This is a genomic window from Aeromonas sp. BIGb0405 (genome assembly GCF_024807335.1).
GTDB lineage: Bacteria > Pseudomonadota > Gammaproteobacteria > Enterobacterales > Aeromonadaceae > Aeromonas > Aeromonas rivuli.
Genome location: NZ_JANUEP010000001.1, coordinates 695,864 through 716,851, shown reverse-complemented (window position 1 = coordinate 716,851; position 20,988 = coordinate 695,864). Strand labels below are relative to the sequence as shown.

Annotated in this window: 20 protein-coding genes and 2 tRNA genes; 14 read left to right on the top strand and 8 right to left on the bottom strand. The window is 61.2% G+C overall.

The features are described from left to right. Positions 1-405: 405 nt before the first annotated feature. Positions 406-3,843 (bottom strand): ATP-binding protein, encoded by a 3,438-nt coding sequence (locus M2366_RS03375; protein ID WP_259268955.1) that lies wholly within the window; start codon positions 3,841-3,843, stop codon positions 406-408. 250 nt (positions 3,844-4,093) lie between these two features. Between M2366_RS03375 and M2366_RS03370 the strand changes: the two genes are divergently transcribed. Together M2366_RS03370 and M2366_RS03365 are read left to right on the top strand one after the other, a co-directional pair. Further along, positions 4,094-4,169 (top strand) — tRNA-Gly (locus M2366_RS03370). A 60-nt stretch (positions 4,170-4,229) separates the two neighbouring features. Then, positions 4,230-4,303 (top strand) — tRNA-Cys (locus M2366_RS03365). Between the two features lie 23 nt (positions 4,304-4,326). Here M2366_RS03365 and M2366_RS03360 read toward each other — a convergent pair. After that, positions 4,327-4,611, bottom strand: a complete 285-nt coding sequence (locus tag M2366_RS03360; protein ID WP_259268954.1) for a hypothetical protein — start codon at positions 4,609-4,611, stop codon at positions 4,327-4,329. 209 nt (positions 4,612-4,820) lie between these two features. Here M2366_RS03360 and M2366_RS03355 point away from each other — a divergent pair, with 209 nt between their 5' ends. The 8 genes from M2366_RS03355 to M2366_RS03320 all read left to right on the top strand — a co-directional run bounded on the left by M2366_RS03355 (position 4,821) and on the right by M2366_RS03320 (position 10,084). Continuing rightward, positions 4,821-5,021 (top strand): YbfA family protein, encoded by a 201-nt coding sequence (locus M2366_RS03355; protein ID WP_042041503.1) that lies wholly within the window; start codon positions 4,821-4,823, stop codon positions 5,019-5,021. 226 nt (positions 5,022-5,247) lie between these two features. Continuing rightward, positions 5,248-5,511, top strand: coding sequence for a DUF2282 domain-containing protein (locus M2366_RS03350; protein WP_157013955.1), 264 nt, complete (start codon positions 5,248-5,250; stop codon positions 5,509-5,511). Positions 5,512-5,579: 68 nt separating this feature from the next. After that, positions 5,580-6,422 (top strand): DUF692 domain-containing protein, encoded by an 843-nt coding sequence (locus M2366_RS03345; protein WP_259268953.1) that lies wholly within the window; start codon positions 5,580-5,582, stop codon positions 6,420-6,422. Further along, positions 6,415-7,215, top strand: coding sequence for a DNA-binding domain-containing protein (locus M2366_RS03340; protein WP_259268952.1), 801 nt, complete (start codon positions 6,415-6,417; stop codon positions 7,213-7,215). Before M2366_RS03345 ends, M2366_RS03340 begins: the two co-directional genes overlap by 8 nt. 22 nt (positions 7,216-7,237) lie before the next feature. Next, the gene (locus M2366_RS03335; protein WP_259268951.1) at positions 7,238-7,678 is read left to right on the top strand and encodes a DoxX family protein; all 441 of its coding nucleotides are present in this window, start codon (positions 7,238-7,240) and stop codon (positions 7,676-7,678) included. A 125-nt stretch (positions 7,679-7,803) separates the two neighbouring features. Continuing rightward, complete coding sequence (locus M2366_RS03330) at positions 7,804-8,787, top strand: D-2-hydroxyacid dehydrogenase family protein (RefSeq protein ID WP_259268950.1); 984 nt, start codon at positions 7,804-7,806, stop codon at positions 8,785-8,787. Next, a complete protein-coding gene (locus M2366_RS03325) occupies positions 8,784-9,251 on the top strand; it encodes a GNAT family N-acetyltransferase (RefSeq protein WP_259268949.1) in 468 nt (155 codons plus the stop codon). Before M2366_RS03330 ends, M2366_RS03325 begins: the two co-directional genes overlap by 4 nt. 275 nt (positions 9,252-9,526) lie before the next feature. Beyond that, positions 9,527-10,084: a DUF3332 domain-containing protein gene (locus M2366_RS03320; protein ID WP_224432962.1), complete on the top strand. Its 558-nt coding sequence runs from the start codon at positions 9,527-9,529 to the stop codon at positions 10,082-10,084. A gap of 67 nt (positions 10,085-10,151) precedes the next feature. Here M2366_RS03320 and M2366_RS03315 read toward each other — a convergent pair whose 3' ends face one another. The 4 genes from M2366_RS03315 to M2366_RS03300 form a co-directional block, all read right to left on the bottom strand. Next, positions 10,152-11,225, bottom strand: coding sequence for an FUSC family protein (locus tag M2366_RS03315; RefSeq protein ID WP_259268948.1), 1,074 nt, complete (start codon positions 11,223-11,225; stop codon positions 10,152-10,154). A gap of 59 nt (positions 11,226-11,284) precedes the next feature. After that, complete coding sequence (mobB, locus tag M2366_RS19890) at positions 11,285-12,043, bottom strand: molybdopterin-guanine dinucleotide biosynthesis protein B (protein ID WP_259268947.1); 759 nt, start codon at positions 12,041-12,043, stop codon at positions 11,285-11,287. Continuing rightward, a complete protein-coding gene (gene mobA / locus M2366_RS03305) occupies positions 12,040-12,684 on the bottom strand; it encodes a molybdenum cofactor guanylyltransferase MobA (protein ID WP_259268946.1) in 645 nt (214 codons plus the stop codon). The genes mobB and mobA overlap by 4 nt, the downstream gene beginning before the upstream one ends. 246 nt (positions 12,685-12,930) lie before the next feature. Further along, the gene (locus M2366_RS03300; protein ID WP_259268945.1) at positions 12,931-13,518 is read right to left on the bottom strand and encodes a TMEM175 family protein; all 588 of its coding nucleotides are present in this window, start codon (positions 13,516-13,518) and stop codon (positions 12,931-12,933) included. A gap of 260 nt (positions 13,519-13,778) precedes the next feature. On the opposite strand from M2366_RS03300, the gene M2366_RS03295 reads away from it, so the two are divergent. From M2366_RS03295 to M2366_RS03280, 4 genes are all read left to right on the top strand, one after another. Further along, on the top strand, positions 13,779-15,488 hold the full coding sequence (locus tag M2366_RS03295) for an NAD-dependent malic enzyme (RefSeq protein WP_042041517.1): 1,710 nt from the start codon (positions 13,779-13,781) through the stop codon (positions 15,486-15,488). Between the two features lie 300 nt (positions 15,489-15,788). After that, positions 15,789-17,027 carry a uracil-xanthine permease family protein gene (locus tag M2366_RS03290; RefSeq protein WP_042041518.1) on the top strand — a complete coding sequence of 413 codons (1,239 nt, stop codon included), beginning with the start codon at positions 15,789-15,791 and terminating at the stop codon, positions 17,025-17,027. A gap of 169 nt (positions 17,028-17,196) precedes the next feature. Next, positions 17,197-17,934: a dienelactone hydrolase family protein gene (locus M2366_RS03285; protein WP_259268944.1), complete on the top strand. Its 738-nt coding sequence runs from the start codon at positions 17,197-17,199 to the stop codon at positions 17,932-17,934. Positions 17,935-18,190: 256 nt separating this feature from the next. Continuing rightward, a complete protein-coding gene (locus M2366_RS03280; protein WP_042041520.1) occupies positions 18,191-18,757 on the top strand; it encodes a lipoprotein in 567 nt (188 codons plus the stop codon). A gap of 91 nt (positions 18,758-18,848) precedes the next feature. On the opposite strand, the gene M2366_RS03275 is transcribed toward M2366_RS03280, so the two are convergent. Both M2366_RS03275 and M2366_RS03270 read right to left on the bottom strand, forming a co-directional pair. After that, positions 18,849-19,862 carry a beta-propeller fold lactonase family protein gene (locus tag M2366_RS03275; protein ID WP_224432440.1) on the bottom strand — a complete coding sequence of 338 codons (1,014 nt, stop codon included), beginning with the start codon at positions 19,860-19,862 and terminating at the stop codon, positions 18,849-18,851. A gap of 169 nt (positions 19,863-20,031) precedes the next feature. After that, the gene (locus M2366_RS03270; protein WP_259268943.1) at positions 20,032-20,799 is read right to left on the bottom strand and encodes a LuxR family transcriptional regulator; all 768 of its coding nucleotides are present in this window, start codon (positions 20,797-20,799) and stop codon (positions 20,032-20,034) included. Positions 20,800-20,988 lie beyond the last annotated feature (189 nt).

Below are 20,988 nucleotides of genomic sequence, written 5' to 3'. Positions count from 1 at the left end.
TCTGGGGCAGCGCCGCCAGGCCAGGAGTGGCTCCTTCAGCTCTGCTCATCTGTGGTTGCACGGTTTGCGGGTTGCATCTGGGGTGAGGGACCTTTAAGCGGGCCCATGGGGTTGACAGGGTTTGGGCCCGATGAGCGGAAAGGGGGCAAGGAGATGCGCCATCGTCTGTCCGGGGGGCCCTGGCAGCCTAGAGGAGGCGTCGATACAGAGAGGTGCTATACAGAGGGGTGACGAGTCAGCCCCGGGCAGTGCACTGAGCACGGGGCTGACTTGAGGGGCAACCTCGTCTCAGCCTGGACTGGGATATGGGGCCCAGCGCCTGCCATGGCACGTCTTGGGCAGAGGGAGAGGGGCCAGAGTGCCCGCTGCCAGCGGGCACTCTGGGTTGAGAGTGGCTTTTGAGGATCAGCCCTTGCGATTGGCGAGCTGGCGCAACAGCTGGGCACTCTGGTGCAGGCTCTGCTGCTGGGCTTCGCTCAGGGGGCACTGCTTGATCACGTACTCGGCCGTGGCGACCACCGTCTTCCAGCGTGGCGCCTTGGGCAGGGTATCCAGACTCAGATACTTGTCCAGGGTGCGGGTCTGGGGGCTGGATCTGTCCATGTAGACTCGCCACAGCTTGCTCTTCTCCGCCAAGACTATCTTGCCCTTGCCGGTGCTGTGTTGCCAGGCATCGAGGGAGAGGCGCATGGTGTCGACCAGGGCGTGGCGCAGGGGATCATCATCTTGCTGGCGGATCAGATTGTCGGCCAGGGAGCGGAACTCGCCACCGAGTCGGCTCAACTCCCCAAGCAAGTGTTCATCTTCGATGATGGCCTGACGTGACAGGCTCTTGAGGGCATTCTCCAGGGCCGCGACTCTGTGCTCATCCGGCGCGCTCTGGCTGCAGATGAGGGCATAGGCATGGCAACCATTGAGCTGGATAGGCAGGGCGCGCACCAGGGTGAGTTCACTCTGACCGGCCACGCAGAACTGCAGACTCTGTTCACCAAGGTTCGTCATATCCGGCCACTGGCTGTGCAGGGGCTGGCTCAGCCACTCATCGAGGGATTGCCCCTCCATGGCCTCGGGCTCCTGGCCGAGACGGGTGGCCAGGGCGCGGCTGGCAAAGAGCACTCTGCCCTGCTGGTCGATGAACACCATGGCATCCCCCCCCTCGCTGATGAGGGCGAGCAGGCGTTGCTGATCCTGACGCAGGCTCTCCTGCAGATTCAGTCTGTGTTCTATCTCCTGTTTGAGCAGTCGGTTTTCAACCAGGGTGGCACGGCCTTGTCTGGCCTCGAGCAGCGAGCGTACCCGGGCGAACAGCTCCTCCTTGCAGAACGGCTTGACCAGATAGTCGTTGGCCCCCGCATTGAAGCCCTCTTCGATATCCTTGGGCTGATTGAGGGCGGTGAGCAGCAGCACCGGCAATTGATCCTTGGGGCTCTTCTCGCGCAGGCGGCGACAGACATCGAATCCGGACAGGGTGGGCATCATCACATCGAGCAGCACCAGATCCACCGGCTCGGTGGCGAGCTTGGCCAGGGCATCATGGCCATCGCTGCTCGGCAATATCCGATAGCCGCAAGGTTGCAGCAGGTGGCGCAAGATGTGCAAGTTGATGGGCTCGTCATCCACCACCAGCAGCAAGGGCGCATCCGGCGGAGGGGGGGGCAGGTCTTCACTCTCCCATTCGGGCAGGTTCAGAGGGACATGGCGCACCAGTGGATGCTCTTTGGGACGCAACTCGCTCGGGCCGGGCAGGGCATCGTGATGGGAGAGCGGCAGGCTGAAGCAGAAGGTGGAGCCGACGCTCGGCTCGCTCTGCACCGTGAGTCGCCCTCCCATCAACTCGATCAACTGGCGGGTGATGGAGAGGCCCAGCCCCGCTCCCTGCTTGCCCGCTTCATGGCTCATCTGTACCAGGGGTTCAAAGATGTGTTCCAGATTCTCTTGGGCGATACCGATGCCGGTATCCGTGACCTTGATCCAGAGGAAGTGCTCATCCTGGCTGGCGCTCAGCACGACTTTTCCCTGAGGGGTGTATTTGATGGCGTTGCCGACCAGATTGTAGAGCACCTGTTCGAGCCGTTGCTCGTCCGCCAGTACGGCGGGCAGCGCCTGTGGCGTGATATCGACCAGGGTCAGCGGTTTGGCCTGTACCAGATGCTGGCAGAGATCCAGCACCAGGCGCACCACCCCCTTGGGGTTGACGGACTGGGAGTGGATCTCCAGCTGGCCATAGCGCATCTGGTGGTAATCGAGCAGATCGTCCACCAGCCGCGCCAGGCCATCGGCGCTCTTGATGATGAGACCCAGCTGCTGCTGTTGACCCTCGGTCAATTGCTGTTGACCGGCCAGCATGGCTTCCGCCATCCCCTTGATGCCATGGATGGGAGTGCGTAGCTCGTGGGAGGTGTTGGCGAGCAGTTCATCTTTGAGTTTGTCGGCCTGCTGCAGGCTGAGGTTCTGCTTGTGGGTCAGCTTGACCTGCTGTTGCAGCTCCTGAGTCTGGCGTTCGATCAAATCTATCTTGTCCCTCACCGAGCGCTGCATATGACGAAACGCCTGGGCGAGGCGGTCTATGTCATCTTCGGTGCGGGGGATGGCGATGGGGTGATCCAGGGCGCCATCTGCCACCTGTTCGGCGGCAGCCGTGAGGGAGCGCAGCGGTGCCGTGATGGAGTTGGACAGCCAGCGGGAGAAGAGAATGAGCAGCACCAGGGAGCCAACCCCGAGCAGCACGGAGAGCGTCTCCAGCTTGCGGATGGGATCATAGGCCTCCCGGGTCGATATCTCGGCGATAAAGGCCCACTCGGTATCGTACACCTTCACCTGGGTGTAGGCGGCCAGTACCTCATCCCGTTGATAGGACTCGAAAAGTCCGACGCCCTGCTCACCGGAGAGCGCCTTGAGGATAAGGGGGGTCTCCAGGGGGCGAAAGTCGGGGGAGAAGCTCTTCTCGACGCTGAACTCCGGTGCCAGCCAGGCATTGGCCCGCATCCGTTTGTCCGGGCCTATGAGGATGGTCTCGCCGGTTTCCCCCAGCCCTTCACGCTCCCCCATGATCTCGTTGAGCTTGTCCGGGCGCAGTTCGAAGATGACCACACCGCGCACATAGTCGTACTGCATCACGGGGGCGGCCAGGTAAGCGACCACTTCGCCGGTCAACTCATTGCGGCCGAAGTCGGTGAATTCGAAGATCTTCTGTGGTGATTCACCGCTGTCGAGCCGGCGTTTGATACGGGCGAAGGTGTCGCCAAGACCGCTCGACTGGTAGGGGCCTGAGAGTAAATTGGTGGCGAAGTTGGCACGCTTGGTGACCGAATAGACGACATCACCATTGATGTCGATGAGGAAGATATCGCTGTAGTTTGACTTGCGCACCATGTCGGCATAGCCACGGTGAAAACGCTGATGGACCCGGCCATACATCTCGTCCGCCAGGATCAGCGCACTGATGGAGGGTTCAATATCGCTGTTTTGGGGATCGGGTTTACGCAGTTGATCCCAGGAGCCGGTGATGTAGCGATTATGGGCCCGCAGGCGCGCCTCCTGGGGGGTGGTACCCAACTTCTCGAAGGCACCGGTGAAGCCATAGAAGCGACCGATACTGTTACCGGCAAAATCCTGCTGGGAGAAACCCATCACCTGAGCCTTGAGGTTGGCGAAATAGTCTTCCAGCTGGTTTTTCTTGATGTTACGCACCGACACCAGATGGTTCGAAGTCTGGGCGGTGAGATCCTTGCCGTGGGTGTGGAGGAAGAAGAGGGCGACCACCAGAAAGGGCACCATGCCCAGCATGAAAAACGCGAGCATCAGTTGTGTTTTGAGTCCGCGCGCCTTGAAGATCCATTTCATCGTATCAAGTTCTATTGAGAATCCAATTAGTAACTTTGCCAGTTTCGGGCCAAAGGCATTGTATTTCAATGGCTTTATCCTAAATTCGTCAGTGGGGTCACAGCGGGACGCGCTTTTTTTACCCAAAGCGAATAAAGCCTGAGCAAACGGTCGCGCCTCGGGGCTCGAGGCACAAAAAAGGGTTGTGCTGCCTGCGGGGGTACGTATAATGCGCCTCGTTGTCAGGCAAGACCGGGCAGCATGAGTTCAGGCGGGAATAGCTCAGTTGGTAGAGCACGACCTTGCCAAGGTCGGGGTCGCGAGTTCGAGTCTCGTTTCCCGCTCCAATTTATCTCATCGACACCAAGGATGAGATGTCAGTTACAGTATTGAAGTCTTGACCCTGTGGCGCGTTAGCAAAGCGGTTATGCAGCGGATTGCAAATCCGTTTAGTCCGGTTCGACTCCGGAACGTGCCTCCATTATCTCCTTCATTTCCCTCGTTCTAGCCCTGTTCCAATGCCATGTCACACCGATGTGACAGCCACTGCATATCCAGATATTTCCTCAATTCGATCATATCCTGCCGTTGCATGGGCGAACCTTGCGTGCTGATTTCATCCAGCTCGGCCATGCGTTGCTTGAGCAGACCACACTGCCACAGGCTGGCGGTAGGTACCCCCTTGTCAGCAAAGGCTATCCTGTCATTGACATTGCTGCGCCACTCCTGCCATTCGTTGTGGGCGAGCAGGCCGCACAGGCCGATGAGCACCATGTTCGCTATCTTCATCCGTCATCCCCCTGTCGTATCTGCTCTAACTCTGGTCAAGGGTGGCTGCTTGGGCAAACATTGTTATTGTTTAGTTAATAAACGTAATTAAGTTTCATCTCTGTCATTGAATGCAGGATTTGGCGGCCATATGGGTAAGAATGGTGTAGTAATTCAACAATTCATGGCGTAAACTTTGCTGAGTGGTCTTACCAGTGAGGCGTTCAATCATGTTTCATCCCTTCTCCCTGACTCGCATCATCCTGCGTCGCACCCTGGTGCTCCTGGTCGGCGTGCTGGCGTTTCCCATCATGCTGTTTCGCCGCGATCGGGCGCGTTTCTACAGCTATCTGCACCGAGTCTGGAGCAAAACCAGTACCAAGCCGGTCTGGTTGAAAATGAGTGAACGGGGCGACCGCATCTTCTACTGATGGGATAACCCCTCGGCACGAAAATAAAAAAGGCAGCAGCAGCTGCCTTTTTTTTATTTTATTTTTTCATTTAAAACATATTGTTAGGTTGTATTGAATGCAGGCTGTCCTGCCTGTTTGACATTTTTCTGACATTGCCTGAAAGATTAGTGGGCGGGGGCCGGTTCTATTCACTGAATCCGCGCCGCGGTTCATTCAACCCCGACGACCTCTATTCAGAAGGAATATGAACATGAAGAAATCGATCGCACTTGCCTCTGCCATGACCGGTCTGCTGGCCCTGGGCAGCCAGTTTATCGCCGCGCCCGCCATGGCCGCCGACGAGAAAGAGAAGTGTTTCGGCGTGGTCAAGGCTGGCCAGAATGATTGCGCGACCAAGACCAGCTCTTGCGCCGGTACCGCCAAGGCTGATGCGGCGGGTGATGCCTTCGTGGTCATGCCAAAAGGGCTGTGCGAAAAACTGGCTGGTGGCAGCCTGCAGCCGAAGTAAGCACTCATGGGGCGACGCGCGGTTGACGAGTCGCCCCTTCCTCCTGGTATGCAAGGGAGACAGGGTTGATGCACTCCTCCATCGGTATTGGCCTGCGCGCCCCGCACTACCAAGTCATGCTGGCAGAACGCCCCGATGTTGGCTGGCTGGAAGTGCACAGCGAGAACTATTTTGAGCCCCACAGCCGGGCCTTTCATGTGCTCAGTCAGCTGGCCGAGGATTACCCCATCAGCTTGCACGGCGTGGGCATGTCCCTGGGCTCCAGCGATACCCTCGATGGGGCCCATCTTGCCCAGTTGCGCGCCCTGCTCACGGCAATCAAGCCTGCGCGCATCTCTGAGCATCTGAGCTGGGGCAGTGTCGACGGCCGTCATTTCAATGATTTGCTGCCCATGCCCTACACCCAGCAGGCCTTGGTCCAGATGAGCGACAAGATAAAGGCGGTGCAGGATCAGTTGGGTCGCGAGCTATTGATCGAAAATCCCTCTTCTTACCTGCAATTTGAAGCAGGCATGCCGGAGTGGGAATTTCTGGCGCAGTTGCAGCAGCGCAGTGGCTGCGGCCTCTTGCTCGATCTCAACAACCTCTATGTCAGCGCCTTCAATCATGGTTTCCCTTGCACCGAGTACCTGGCAGCCATCGATCTCGATACCGTCAAAGAGATCCACCTGGCCGGCTTTACCGACAAATCCCTCGAGCAGGGCCACCTCTATATAGATACCCACAGTTGCCCGGTGGTGGAACCCGTCTGGGCGCTCTATCGCGATATCTGTGTCAGGCGGACTATTCCGACCCTGATTGAGTGGGATCTCGAGATCCCGGCGCTCACTGTGCTGATTGCCGAGGCGGACAAGGCCAGCGAGATTACCGAACTTACCATGGCTCGGCGCCAGGAGAGACACCATGTCTGAGCGGGTGACTGAGCAACCAGACCCGGGATCCGTCAGGGCGTTGCAACGGGAGTTTGCCGCCAGCCTGCTCGGCGAGCCAAATGAGGTCGCAGCACACATCCAGCCGGGACGCTTTCCTCCCGAGGCCTTGCTGCAGGTCTATCGAAACAACTTCATCCTCAGTCTCACCGAGGTGCTCTCCATCAGCTATGCCGCGAGCCAGGCCATGGTTGGGGAGGATTTTTTCAATGCCGCCGCCCGGGGGTTCATTCTGGCCAACCCGCCAGGAGAGGGCTGTGTGACCTGCTATGGCGCAGGGTTCGCCGACTGGCTCGAGAAGTTGCCGACCACGGCGCATCTGCCCTGGTTGGCAGAGTTGGCCCGCTTCGAATGGCAGTTGGAGCGAGCGAGCCTGTTGCCATTCGAGCATCGCCAATGGCCAGCGGAGGCGCTGGCTGCGCTGGCGCCGGATGAGTGGGACAGGGTACGTTTGCTGGTTGCCGACAATCTTCTCTTGCTGTCGGTGAGCGCCGACGTGGTCGGCCTGTGGCGGATGGCGTTGACGGGGGGCGAGGCTCCCCCCGAGCCGTTGCAACCATGCTGGCTGGCGCTGCAAAAACAGCCGGATTTCAGTGTCATCCCTGTGGCCATAGACGGCGCGCAGTATCAATTGTTGCAGGCCTGCCGCCAGGGGATCCCCCTGACCGAGCTCGATGAAGCGCTCAACCCTGGCGCACTTTTGCCGCAACTGGTGGCGCAGGGGCTGCTGGTGGCATTTTCACTCGACGCCGCACCGGGCGTTGACGATCAATAAGTAAACAGAAAGGAATTATCTGATGGAACATCTTATCGCCCGTGGTCAGCAACTGGCCGATCGTTGGCAGGGAACCCTGTCGGGCTGGGTATTGCTGCTGGCGCGGCTCTGGGTTGCCCAGGCTTTCTTTCGCGCGGGCTGGCTCAAGCTCAATGCCTGGGATTCGACCCTCTATCTGTTCGAGTTCGAGTACCAGGTGCCCCTGCTGCCCTGGCAGTGGGCCGCCTACCTGGGCACGGCCACCGAGCTGCTCATTCCTGTGCTGCTGCTCCTTGGTCTGCTGACGCGTCCCGCGGCCTTGCTGTTGTTTGGCTTCAATATCATCGCCGTCATCTCTTATCCGACCCTGTGGCCGAGCGGCTTCTTCGATCACCAGCTCTGGGGCTGGATGCTGCTGACCCTGGTGGTATGGGGCGCGGGTCCGGTCTCGCTGGATCGCTGGCTGATCACCAGACAGAGATAAGGCCATCGCCAGTCGGTTGAGAGGGCGCGAGAGCCAGTTGCCGCATTGAGTTGTCAGATGGAGATACCTTGATGCACCATGGTGCCGGTCATTGACCGGCATTTTTATGGGCCAGGGGAGCAGGGATGAAGATAGCCATACTGGACGACTATCAGGGGGCCACGCGCGAGCTGGCCTGTTTTGCCAAGTTGGCAGACCATGAGGTGACGCTGTTTCGGACTCCTGCCCAGAGCGAGGCCGAGCAGGTCGCGCGGCTGCGCCCGTTCGATGCCCTGGTATTGATCCGTGAGCGCAGCCAAGTCGATGAGAGCCTGCTCGCACAGCTGCCCCGGCTGCGGATCATCAGCCAGACCGGCAAAGTCAGCCAGCACCTGAGTCTTGCCGCCTGCAGCCGCCATGGGGTGCTGGTGGTGGAGGGGAGTGGCTCCCCTGTCGCGCCAAGCGAGCTGTGCTGGGCCCTGATCCTGGCGGCGAGCCGCCAGCTGCCCGCCTATTGGCAGGGGTTGCAGCAGGGACAGTGGCAAGATAGCGGCAGCCTGGGGCTGGGGCGCTCCCTGGAGGGGCTGACACTGGGTATCTGGGGGTTTGGCAAGATAGGGCGCAGGGTCGCGGCCTTCGGTCAGGCCTTTGGTATGACGGTGCTGGTGTGGGGCAGTGAGGCATCCCGCGCGGCAGCCTGCAGTGCAGGTTATCGGGCGGCGTCGAGTCAGGCGGCGCTGTTTCGCCATAGTGATGTGCTGAGCCTGCACCTGCGACTGTGCGAGGCCACCCGCCATTGTGTCACTGCTGCAAGTCTGGCATTGATGAAGCCCGATGCCCTGCTGGTCAATATCAGCCGGGCCGAGCTGGTGGTGCCCGGCGCTCTGCTGGCGGCGCTCCAGGCCGGGCGACCCGGCTTTGCCGCCCTCGATGTGTTCGAGTGCGAGCCCCCGAGCCAGGAGCCCTTGCTTGCCATGGCCAATGTGATAGGCACGCCCCACCTCGGTTATGTCACCCGCGACAGCTACGAGCTCTATCTGGGTCAGGCTTTTGACAACCTGATCGCCTTTGCCGCGGGCTCCCCCGTCAACATGGCGAACCCCGATTGTGGCTGGGAGACCAGGCAATGAATATCCGTCAGGCTACCCTGGCCGACATCCCTGAACTGGTCACGCTGCGCATGGCGCTCTTTGCCGAGCTGGGGGAGGCGTTGGGGGATCAGGGGGAGGCGCTGCATCAGGCCAGTGTCGACTATTTCAGCCGTGCCATGGCCGAAGGCAGGCTCATCTCCTGGATCGCCGAGGAAGGAGAGGCGGGGAGCGGGCTCTTGGCGGTGGGCAGCCTGGCCCTGTTCGAGCGGCCGCCGTACCCCGGCAACCTGCCTGGCCGGGAGGCTTATCTGCTCAACATCTATACCCGCCCCTCATGGCGAAGGCGCGGACTGGCTCGGCAACTGCTGGCTGCCATGACTCGCTACGCCGACCTGGCCAAGTTTGGCAAGCTGTGGCTCCATGCCAGCGAGGCTGGCCGCCCTCTCTATGAACAGGCCGGCTTCGTGGGGCATTCAGGCTACCTGGAGCGGCAGCCGGATTGACCGCTGCGGGCGGGCAAGATTGGGCCAGGTGGAATCGATCGACTCTTAGCTATAAGGGGGAGGGTTGGCGGTGCGTGCCCGGTACCATCTTGGTTAAGAGGTTGCCCTCAAGCAGAGGATGGCGAGAGATGCCACCTCCATTGTTGATTCATTGCGCGATCGCACCGTTAAACTGAACCCTGCCTGTACTGCCTCCCCCTTGCCGATTGTGACCCTCTCCCCCCTTGTTTAGGCTGGCCGCCTTTCGATGATTCAAGACGGCGGACATGACGGATATGGCACAACAGATAAGCAAGAAGGTGGCGTTGTCGCTGCTGCTGGCGATGGGCACCCTGGGGCTGGGTGGCTGCATGGGGCAGATGGGGCTCTCCTCCATGGTGACGAAAGGCAACCTCAAGGTGGTGGATAACCGTTATGGCCGCGCCGGCGTCTTCGTGCTGCTTTCACCCGTCTATGGCCTGGCCGCAACAGCGGATCTCTTCATCTTCAATACCGTGGAGTTCTGGTCAGGGACCAACCCCATCACCGGGAAGTCTCCTGCGCTGGTCGATCATAAGGTCGACACGGCCATCAAGGTGAATCAGCATCTGGACAGCTCCCTCAAGACAGTACCCCTGGCCAGCCTGCCCGCCGATGTTCGCAGCATGGACATTAGCTACCCGGATGCAGATAACGCCCTGATGGAGCTGCACTATAAGGATGGCAGCCGCAGCACAATGCGAGGCCAGCGCCGGGGCGATGTGGTCGATCTCTACTATCAGGGTCGCCTGGTCTCAACCCTGACCCAGGCGCAGCTGGCGACCATGAGTCGCACCGGACGCGTGGCCGCCTGAGCCACGCTGCCTCTGGGGGGATCCCGCTCCCATCCTGATGACAAAGCCCCGCTTCTGCGGGGCTTTGTCATTTTCGCGCCGCGGGGGTGGCGTATGGCTGCAGCACCAGTCCCAGCAAGCGCCCCAGGTGGCTGAGCTGCTCGGTGAGCTGCAGATTGAGCCAGAGGTAGCCGCTGATGGTGGCCTCGTCATCGGCCCCCGGGCGCACCTCGGCCTGCACCTGGGCGGCCGCCGCTTGCAATCGGGCGATGGCCTGCTCGGCGGCGCTGCTGTCGCCGCTCTTGAGCATGAGGGCGAGCTGGGTGAACACCTCCTCGGCAGCCTGCTGACAGGTGCGCAAGGCGGGGTTGCTCTGCATCAGGAAGTGGCTCTGCCGATCCCGCCAGTAGGTGTTGGCCAGCATCTCCAGGGTGCAGAGCGTGTTGCGCATCGTGGTCTGGATGGCTTCGAACAGGGAGCTGTTGAGGCGGGTCTCCTTGACCGCGGGGGCCAGCAAGGGGCGCAGGCTGACCACTTTGGAGAGCAGGCGGGAGTGGCTCTGGGCCAGCCTGGGGCGCTCCAGAATATTGGGGGAGAGGTGGGTGTGATAGAGGCGGTGCGCCTGCAGCAGGGTGTCGTGCAGCTGCAACCGCCAGTGGCTGTAGGCGCGCTGGGGGTAGATGCTGCAAAACAGCAGCGCCAGCAAAGAGCCGAGGATCACATCGCCGCTGCGCCACAGCGCCGTCTCTATGTCCCCCGGCATGGCGCCCATGGTCACGCCTAAGGTGATGCCGATGAGCAGCCCTACGTAGGGGCGCTTGCCAAGCGCCAGATAGCCGCACAGGAACATGATGGCGCTGCACCATACCAGCATCAGCGGCAGGGAGTAGAGCTCCAGATAGAGGGCCACCACCCCGCAGGCGGCGCCGAAGATGGTGCCGACCACCCGTTGCAGGGCCCGCGACAAGACATTGCCCCAGAACGAGATGGGGCCCATCACCACCACCAGGGTGATGAGGGGCCAGGTGCTCTCCGGCAGCTTGAGCTCCCGGGTCAGCAGGAAGGTGAGGGTGAAGGCCAGGGAGATGCGCAGGCCGTGGACCAGACGGTAGCGACCATAGATCAGCAGATCGAAGCGGGAGAGCGGCGTGTTCAGGCGCAAGGGAGTCGTCTCATGTCAGGTTGATCTTCTCGTGTTGCCGTGCCGGCTGACGCTCGCCATCAGGGCAAGAGGCGGATCCGGACCCGCTCACCGGGGATGATGGCCGATCGGGCGGGGTTTTCGATCACGCAGTTGGCCGAGGGCAGGGCTGAGGGCATGAAAGCACTTGCCGGGCGCACCTGCAAGCAGCCGTTGGCATCCTGGCTGAGGTGGCCGGGCAGGCAAGCCTCCCCCGCCGGATTGGGCATGGCCTCCAGGGCCAGGGCGAACAGGCGCAGCGGCGGCGATAAAGGGGGCTGGCTGCTTGTATCCCGGGGCAGCCGGGCGCAGAGGAAGTCGGCGATGGCGTCCAGGGCCTCGAAACGAAACTGGGGCAGGGTGGTCGCCTCGGGCTCATTGCTGATGAGCGCCACTATGTCCGGGTCGCTTGGGAACAGCAGGGGCCTCCCGAGGGCGCGGCGATGGAGCTCTATCTTGGGAAAATGGTGATGCTTGAACCCCTCGACCAGCAGCAGATCGAGCCGCTCCCAGTCGAAGCGGGCCAGCAGCGCCTCGAATGAGGGCTCTTGCTCCGGGGTCTCGCAGATCAGGGCGTGGCGCAGGGAGGAGGCCGCCATCACCTGCAAGGCGCCAGCCTGGCGCAGGCGATAGCTGTCCTTGCCCGGTTGATCCATGTCGAAATCGTGATGGGTATGCTTGAGCACCCCGAGCCGCAGGCCGCGCCGGGTCAGCAGCGGGATGAGGCGCTCCAGCAGGGTGGTCTTGCCGGTACCGCTCCAGGCGACGAAGCCGAGCAGGGGCCGTTGCGCAGGGATCATGGGCGTGCGTCCCCTGCCAGCGATCCGCTTGCACCCAGCAGGCGCGCCTCGTAGGCGGCCAGCTCGGTCTGATCATTGAGGTTGATGAAGGCATCGGGCTGATCGACGAAGGAGACCACCGCCATCCGGTGGCGGGCAAACCAGCAGGCTATCTTGCGTTCCCCCTCAGCCAGTGTCTGGCGCAGGGAGGGGAGCAGGGACTTGTGCAGCAGGGCGACCACGGGTTGCAGATGAGATCCATCATGGGCCACCACCAGCTCGATGTCCGGCGTCAGCGCGGCGCGAAAGCGGCTCATCAGATCCATCGGCAGGCCGGGGCCGTCGCAGGGCACGAACAGCACCCAGTCGTGGCGGGCGGCGGCAAGACCAGCCTGCATGCCCGCCAGGGGACCCAGGAAATTGCCGTTGCCATCATCGATAACCGGGGCCAGCGCCCGATAGCGCTCCTCGCTGCGGTTGGCGTTGATCAGCACCTCGTCCACCTGGGGGCGCAGGCGATCGAGCACGTGGACTATCAGGGGCTGACCCGCCAGGGGCACCCAACCCTTGTCGTCGCCGCCCATGCGGGTGGCGCGGCCACCGGCCAGGATCACGGCAGAAACGGGAAAGTGGGCACTAGGGGTTGCGGAGTCTGGCGTCATGTCGCTCTGTCAGGTTCGGTGGAAGGATGCTGGCCGCGGGCTCGTTGCGGGCACCGTCGCCGTTTGCGGTTCGGCTCCGGCCGATCTTGCGCCAAGGGGGCCGGCAGGGCAATGGCATTTATATCCGGCTGCCGGGCTTTCTGGGGTGATCCAGATCAATCCGCTCCGCCTTGAGCCCTTCGCCGGGGCGTGATGCTGCCAGCCGAACCGGGATACTGGCTGATGGACGCCATGGGGGAAGGCGAGCTAGTGCGCCTCATGCTCGGCCAGGATGTGCTCGATGCGACTGTCCGGCACCAGCCAGATCAGGGCGGCCAGCACATAGATGAGCTGGGACAGCCACTGGGCCCAGAAGGCGGCGACGATGGCGCTGAAATAGAGCAGGGGGGAAACCTTGCCCTTCCAGTCGCTGCCGAGTGCCCGCTTGAGCAGCGAGTGCGGGCCCTGGGAGCGGATGATCAGCGTCTGCAACATGAAATAGGCGATGGCCGCCATCAAGAGTACCAGGCCGTAGAGGGCGGTCGGCAAGCTGGCGAAGTGGTTTTCCCCCATCCAGCCGGTGGCAAAGGGGATCAGGGAGAGCCAGAACAGCAGGTGCAGGTTGGCCCAGAGAATGGGGCCTGTGATATGGCGGCAGGTGTGCAGCATGTGATGATGATTGTTCCAGTAGATCCCCAAGTAGATGAAGCTGAGCACATAGCTCAGAAACACCGGCAGCAGCGGGATGAGCGCCGACCAGCTGGCGTCGTGGGGCACCTTGAGCTCCAGCACCATGATGGTGATCAAGATGGCGATGACGCCATCGCTAAAGGCTTCCAGTCGCGTGCTTCCCATGATGAGCTTCCTTGAGTCCGAAGTGCGGTTGATATGTGTGCCCGAGTCGCGAAGCCACGGCACCAGCGGCGGCTGCTCCATGACAATGGCAGATCTAGCTTAGTCGAGGGTGGGGCAGGGGCCGGGAGGACACCGCTGGGGTGAGCGACTTTATGCCCGGCCTCACAAAATCGGTGAAGTAAAAGTTATATGATTGATTTCACTATGTGTCTCGCTTCTTCGCCGCAATGGCAACTTCATGTAAATCAAAGAGAATGACTATGGCTACTGGACAATATCTGCTCTGGAAAGATGCAGAAGGCAATGCCTTTCGCCCCGTGTCCCTCACCGGCACCGACTTGCTCAACAACCGCTACCTCAACAAGAGCACGGCCTTCACCGAACAGGAGCGCGCCGACTTTGACCTGGACGGTCTGCTGCCACCCCAGGTACAGACCTTCGAGGCCCAGCTGGAACGGGTCTATCAGGGTTTTCAAAGCGCCTGCAGCGACATTGAGAAATATCAGTATCTTCGCGCGCTGCAAGACAGAAACGAAACCCTGTTCTACGCCCTGATCTCCCTGCATGTGGAGGAGATGACCCCCATCATCTATACCCCGACCGTGGGCAAGGCGTGTCAGGAGTTCAGCCACCGTTTCCAGAAGGCGCGCGGCCTCTATATCACCCCGCAAAATGTCGAGGACATGGGATCCCAGGCACGGCACTTCGATGGTAAAGGGATTCGCATCATAGTGGTCACCGATAGCCAGGGTATTCTCGGTATCGGCGATCAGGGGGTGGGCGGCATGGGCATCCCCATCGGCAAGCTCTCCCTCTATACCCTGGGGGCGGGGATTCATCCGGCCTGCTGCCTGCCCATCGCGCTCGATGTGGGCACCGACAATCAGGCGCTGCTGGATGATCCCATGTATCTCGGCCAGCCCCATCGTCGTATTCGCGGCAAGGAGTATGACGACTTCATCGACAAGTTCGTGGCCGGGGTCAAGCGTCACTTCCCCAATGCCGTGCTGCAGTGGGAGGACTTCAGCAAGTCCAATGCCTTCAACAATCTGGCGTGCTACCAGCAGGCACTGCCCTCCTTCAATGATGACATCCAAGGGACAGGCGCCGTGGTGCTGGCGGGCATCATTGGAGCGGTCAAGTTCAAGGGCGAGACCCTGGGCCAGCAGAACTATCTGGTCTATGGCGCCGGCGCCGGCGGGGTCGGGGTGGCGGATCAGATCTGTGCGGGCATGATCCGCGAGGGGCTGGATCCGCAGGCGGCGCGGGATCGCATCTATATCCTCGATACCCAGGGGCTGGTGTGTGACAACCGCGAGGGGCTCGACGAGTACAAGCGCCGCTACGCCAAACCGGGTCTGCTGCTGGCGCAATGGGATGTGCAGGGCAAGGCCGGGCTGACCGAGGTGCTGCGTCATGTTCCCATCACCGTGCTGCTGGGCACCAGCGGGGCTGGCGGGGCCTTCCAGGAGCAGCACATCAAGCTGATGCTCGAGCACTGCGAACACCCCATGGTGTTCCCGCTCTCCAACCCGACCGCCAACTGCGAGGCACTGCCGGAAGACATCTACCGCTGGAGTCAGGGCAAGGCCATCGTCGCCACCGGCAGCCCGTTCGCCGATGTCGAGCATCAGGGGGAGCGTTATCGCATCGGTCAGGGCAATAACGTCTTTATCTTCCCCGGGGTGGGGCTGGCCGCCATCGTCAGCCAGGTGAAAGAGATTGGCGCCGACATCTTCACCACGGCGGCCTTCGCCCTGGCCGAGTGCGTGAGCGAGGCCGATCTGGCCCGTGGCACGGTTTTCCCGCCGATCCGTGACCTGCGCGCCATCTCGGTGCGGGTTGCTACCGCGGTGCTCAAAGACATCGTTCGCCGAGATCCGACCCATCCCCTGATAGGCCAGGATCTGGAACAACATATCCTCAGCCACATGTGGGAGCCGACCTACCTGCCTTATCGCAAGGTATAAGAGGCTACTCCATCAAGACAGGCGACCCTCGGGTCGCCTGTCTCGTTTCAAGTTCGCAAAATAGACAAATAAAAAATTATCCCATAGGCAAACGATTGGAATTTGCCATAAAGGTGCGTAAAATCGCGTCCTCGATGCTTGTAGCAACGAATCCCGCCTAAAAGGTTAGTTTCTCGCCCTCCCCAAGCAGTAAAAGGTAAAAATTGATGCTTTTTTGTGTCAAGCCTGCCTTGAAAAGATGTAGTGATGATTGAAAAGTGTGAAATATCACCCTCAGTCATCAAAATCGTAAGGACGCTCATGTTTTCCTTAGTCAAGCAAAGTGTCGCCGGGCTGCAGATCCTGTTTGTCGCCTTCGGTGCCATGGTGCTGGTGCCCCTGCTCACCGGACTGAACCCCTCCATGGCCCTGCTCGGCGCCGGTGTGGGTACCCTGCTGTTCCAGCTCTGCACCCGCCGCCAGGTGCCGATCTTCCTCGGCTCCAGCTTCGCCTTCATCGCCCCCATCATCTACGCCACCCAGACCTGGGGACTGCCGTCCACCATGTTTGGCCTGTTTGCGGCCGGCTTCATGTACTTCATCCTGGCGGCGCTGATCCGCGTGCGGGGCATGGGCTTCGTGCACAAGCTGCTGCCGCCTGTGGTGATTGGCCCGGTGATCATGGTGATTGGTCTCTCCGTCGCCCAGGTCGCCTGCAACATGGCCATGGGCCGTGCCGGTAGCGATCAGGTCGTCGAGCCGACCACCGCCCTCACCCTGGCGGGGATCTCCCTGGCGGTGACCCTGATTGCGGCCGTGTTCTGCAAGGGCTGGATCAAGCTCATTCCCATCCTCTCCGGTGTCATCGCCGGTTATGTGGCTGCCATCATGATGGGGCAGGTGAGCTTTGAGGGGATGGCCAACGCCCCCTGGCTGGCCATGCCTCACTTTGAGACCCCGGAGATCAACTGGGCCGCCGCCCTGTTCATGCTGCCGGTGGCCATCGCCCCCTGCATCGAACACATCGGCGGCGTGCTCGCCATCGGTGGTGTGACCGGCCAGGATTACACCAAGAACCCGGGTCTGCACCGCACCCTGGCCGGTGACGGCATCGGCGTCTGCTTCGCCGGTTTCATCGGTGGCCCCCCCGTCACCACCTATGCGGAAGTGACCGGCGCCGTGATGATCACCCGCAACTTCAATCCGGTCACCATGACCTGGGCTGCGGTATTTGCCGTCATCCTGGCCTTCTTCGGCAAGTTCAACGCCCTGCTCACCTCCATCCCCATGCCGGTGATGGGCGGTATCATGCTGCTGCTGTTCGGATCCATTGCCGCCATCGGCCTCAAGACCCTGGTGGAGTCCAAGGTGGATCTGGGCCTGGCCCGCAACATCGCCATCGTCGCCGTGACCCTGACCGTTGGCGTCGGCGCCCTGGAGCTGAAGATCGGTGACTTCGCCCTGGCCGGTGTGGGTCTGGCCTCGGTAGCCGCCATCCTGCTCAACCTGATCCTGCCTGCGCACTCGCAAGAGGGCGCGATGGAGTCGGCCAAGGATTAAGCCCCCCTTCGTCGCCATATAGCCAATGAGAGGCCACCCCAGGGTGGCCTCTTCTTATTGGGTCGCCAGCCATGGTGGGACGGCTGCGGGTCATGCTCCGCAGGCCTGGCCTGAGAGCGGCTACAATCAGGGTCGCAGTGAGTTGCAACGGGCTAACAAGGAGAACGTGATGAAGATGGTATGGATTTTGGCTCTGTTCGGATTGGCATGGGGCGGTGTGAGTCAGGCGGGCCCGGTCAGTTATAGCGTCGATGGCCAAGCGTTTGAGGGCTTTTACCTTGGCAGCAACAAGCAGGCCCCTCTGGTGCTGCTGGTGCATGATTGGGACGGTCTGACCGACTACGAGGTCAAACGCGCCGAGATGCTGGCGGCGCTCGGTTATAGCGTGTTTGCCGTCGACTTGTTTGGGGCCGGTGTGCGCCCGACCGAGATGGAGGAGAGAAAGCGGCTCACCGGCGCGCTCTATCAGGACAGACCCAAGATGCGCAAACTGCTGATGGCAGCGTTGACCGAAGCGGGCCGATTGGGTGGGCGCCTCGACAATGTGGTGGCACTGGGTTACTGCTTCGGCGGCGCGGCCGTGTTGGAGCTGGCCCGCAGCGGCGCCGATCTCAAGGGGGTGGTGAGTGTTCATGGTGGCCTGGCCACGCCCCCCGGCCAGGACTACAAGCAGACCAAGGCGAGCCTGCTCATCCAGCATGGCAGCGCGGATCAGGCTGTTTCATTGACAGAGTTCGCCACGCTGATAGGTGAGCTGGAAGCGGCGGGGGTGGCCCATGAGGCGACCAGCTATAGCGGTGCCCCCCATGCCTTCAGCGTCTTTGGCGGCGCCAATTATCGCGCCGACGCCGATGCCAAATCCTGGCAGCGTTTCACCGCATTTCTCGGTGAGGTGAGCAAGGGGTAGGCAAGGGTATCGGTGCCTCATTCCATCGATGCCTTGTCTGTGCACGCCCCCAGCGCGCGTTGCTGGGGGGATCCGCAGAGAACCTGTGGCTGTTGGGGAGATGGACTTCACAAGGTACTGATATCTGGTTGGGGTTTTCGGGAGACGGGAGCGTGATCGAAGGGATCAGAGTCCTGTCTCTGACTGGACTCTGGAGTGGGAGCTGGAGCTTCATCTGAAGGCAGCTTCCGCACGTGAAACATGAAGGAGAAATGAGATGCGTCTATGGATTCATATTGTGGCCGTTCTGCTGCTTGTTGGTTGTGCCGCCAAGGGAGACACCCCGGCCGAGCAGCGTAGCAACATTCAACAGATGCGCCAGCAGACCCTCGCCACCCTGTATGGTCAGGATGCGGGCATCCGACAGGAGGTGGCAAAATCCAAGGGTTATGCCGTCTTTACCAATGTGAACAACAACCTGCTGGTGCTCAGTGCGGGCAGCGGATATGGCGTGCTCCATGACAACCGCACCGGCCGTGACACCTATATGAGGATGGCGACGGCCGGGATGGGGATCGGCATGGGGATCAAGAAATTCCAGGCATTGATCATCTTCAACGATGTCACCGCCCTGGACAGATTCATCACCACAGGATTCGATGCCAGTGCCCAGGCTGATCTGGCCGCCAAGTCGGCCGATGATGGCAAGGTGGTGGTCAGCGAAGCGGCCAACGCCGATTTCCAGAAGGTGAAGATGTACCAGCTCACCGAGCAGGGGGTCGCGGTACAGGCCACCATGCAGGGTTACAAATATTGGCCGGATGATGATCTCAACGGCAAGTAGTCGCCGGGTTGGCTGATCTTTCCCGCTGGCGGCGCTCTATCTGAGCGCCGCCTCTCTTTGTGGCGACTGAGGTCGCGTGAGCCTCGGGCGCTCAGGCGGGGCGTCCGTCGAGCTTCAATATCCTCACCCACATGGCCCCCTTGCCCACCGGCTGGCGGGAGGCGAGGCTCAATTGCCCCGTCGCGGGTGCGATGCGGTGCAGGGCCACATCCTGGGAATCCTGCCCGGTCACAATCAGCGCGTGCCCGCTGTGGTCGATGGCAAAGCCACGGGGGCACGGTTCGGTCGGGAAGTGGGTGAGGGGGGTCAGGGCGCCGCTCTCCTGGTCAATACCGAACAGGCTGAGCAGGCTGCTGGCCCGCTCGCTGGTATAGAGGAAACGCCCATCCGGGGTCAGGTGGATGTCGGCCCCCCAGCGCTCTCCCTGATAACCCTCGGGCAGCATGTCCAGACTCTCCCGCGCGCTGATATGCCCATCCGCCTCCCGGTGGTAGCGATTGAGGGTGCCATCGAGCTCATTGAGGCAATAGATATCACCGTTGTCGGGGTGGCGCGCCAGATGGCGCGGACCGGCGCCGGGGGCGGTGTGAATGTCACCAAGGGGGTGGGGGGCCAGCAGGTCATCGTCCCCCAGGGTGAAGCGGCGAATGACGTCCTCCTTGAGGCAGGCGACCAGCAGCTCCTGATGACCCTGCTCATCGGCCAGCAGGGTCACCGAGTGGGCGGCCATCAGTGCATCGATGCGCTGGTGGGGCGCCAGCACCCGACCCGCCGCATCCATGGGGGAGACGCTGACGTGGTTGAAGGCGTAGGAGGCGGCGAAGAACAGTCTGCCCCGTGCATCGGTGCAGGTGTGGGAGGCGCTGCCCGCGAGGGGAGCCGAGCTCGGTTCGCCGAGTCGACCATCAGCCTGGATGGGATAGCTCTGCACCATGAAGTCGGGTCGCACCCCCGCATGGAGCCAGCGCTGGTCCGGGCTGATGACCAGTGGTTGCACTTCCCCCCCGGTCTGCACCTGTTGCAGCGGCACCAGCTCATCCTCCATCAGCGCAAAGACATGGATCAACCCGCTGACCGGATTGGCGACATAAACAACTTGTTGCATGGGGTTCTCCTTGTGCGCTGACGCCCATCATGGGGTCATTTTTCCAGACTGAGCGGCGGGTGATGCAAGTTGCCTCAGGCAATTTTTTCAGACTAGGCAGATAGTTGCATAGATTTACCCATGACAGAGCAGCCCCGTCTGTTGTGACTGTGCAGGCTATTTTTCCAGACTATTTTTCCAGACTGAGCAGATAGTTGCGCAGGTTCACGCCGCGGTTGGCCAGTCCAAGCTTGATGCGCACGCTGTTGCGATGATTTTCCACCGTCTTGCGCGCCACATTGAGGGCGCTGGCGATCTCCTGGCTGGACATGCCGCTGCGAATAAACTCGGCCACCTGCATCTCAGAGGGGGTCAGCACTTCCAGCAGGCGTTGATTTCCCTCCTCCTGCAGGCCGTGCAGGCTCTTCTCCATGCTGGCGCGAATAAGCTCCAGGCACATCTTGAGGGCCGGATCCTGGATCTGGGTCAGCTTCTGCTCCACCTCGGGCAGGTGGCGGGCGATCAGCTGCTGATGCTGCTCGCCGGGGGCTGCCCCCTGATTGCCGCTGAGGGCCGCCAGGGAGTGACCGAGTTCGTTGATGAGCCGGTGATCCTGCTCTATGCCGGAGGCGTCCTGGTTATCGCTTGGCTTGATCTGCAGGCACCAGCTGCGGGTGCCGTCCGGCCCGTGGTGAGCGAACAGCTCGAAGGCAAGGTTGAGGATCTCGAACCGCAGAGTGGGCAGGTTGCCCCGGATCCGCTGGCGCATGGCCTTCAGATAGTCGGGACCGACCAGGAACACCAGATCGTCGAGCCGGTTGAGGGTCAGGGTGTCAACCGGATAGCTGGAGGCGACCACCTGCTCCTGCTCATCGAAGCTGATGAAATAGATGTCATTGCGCGCCAGCAGCTGATGGCAGAGCGCCTGCTCGTCTATGGCGGTCAGCTTGTTACTCATGTTCCTTCCAGTTCTGCATCTCGTGATCGGGCCCCGTATGTCACCTTCATTCACCCCTACTCCGCGCTCTGCTCATCCATGGAATACCTAGGCGATCAGGTTTTTTTCTGTCATTAATTAACAAAAATTAAACGTATTGTGAGCTGAATCGCAAAAAAATCGCGCTCTTTAGTGAGGTGCATCTCATTA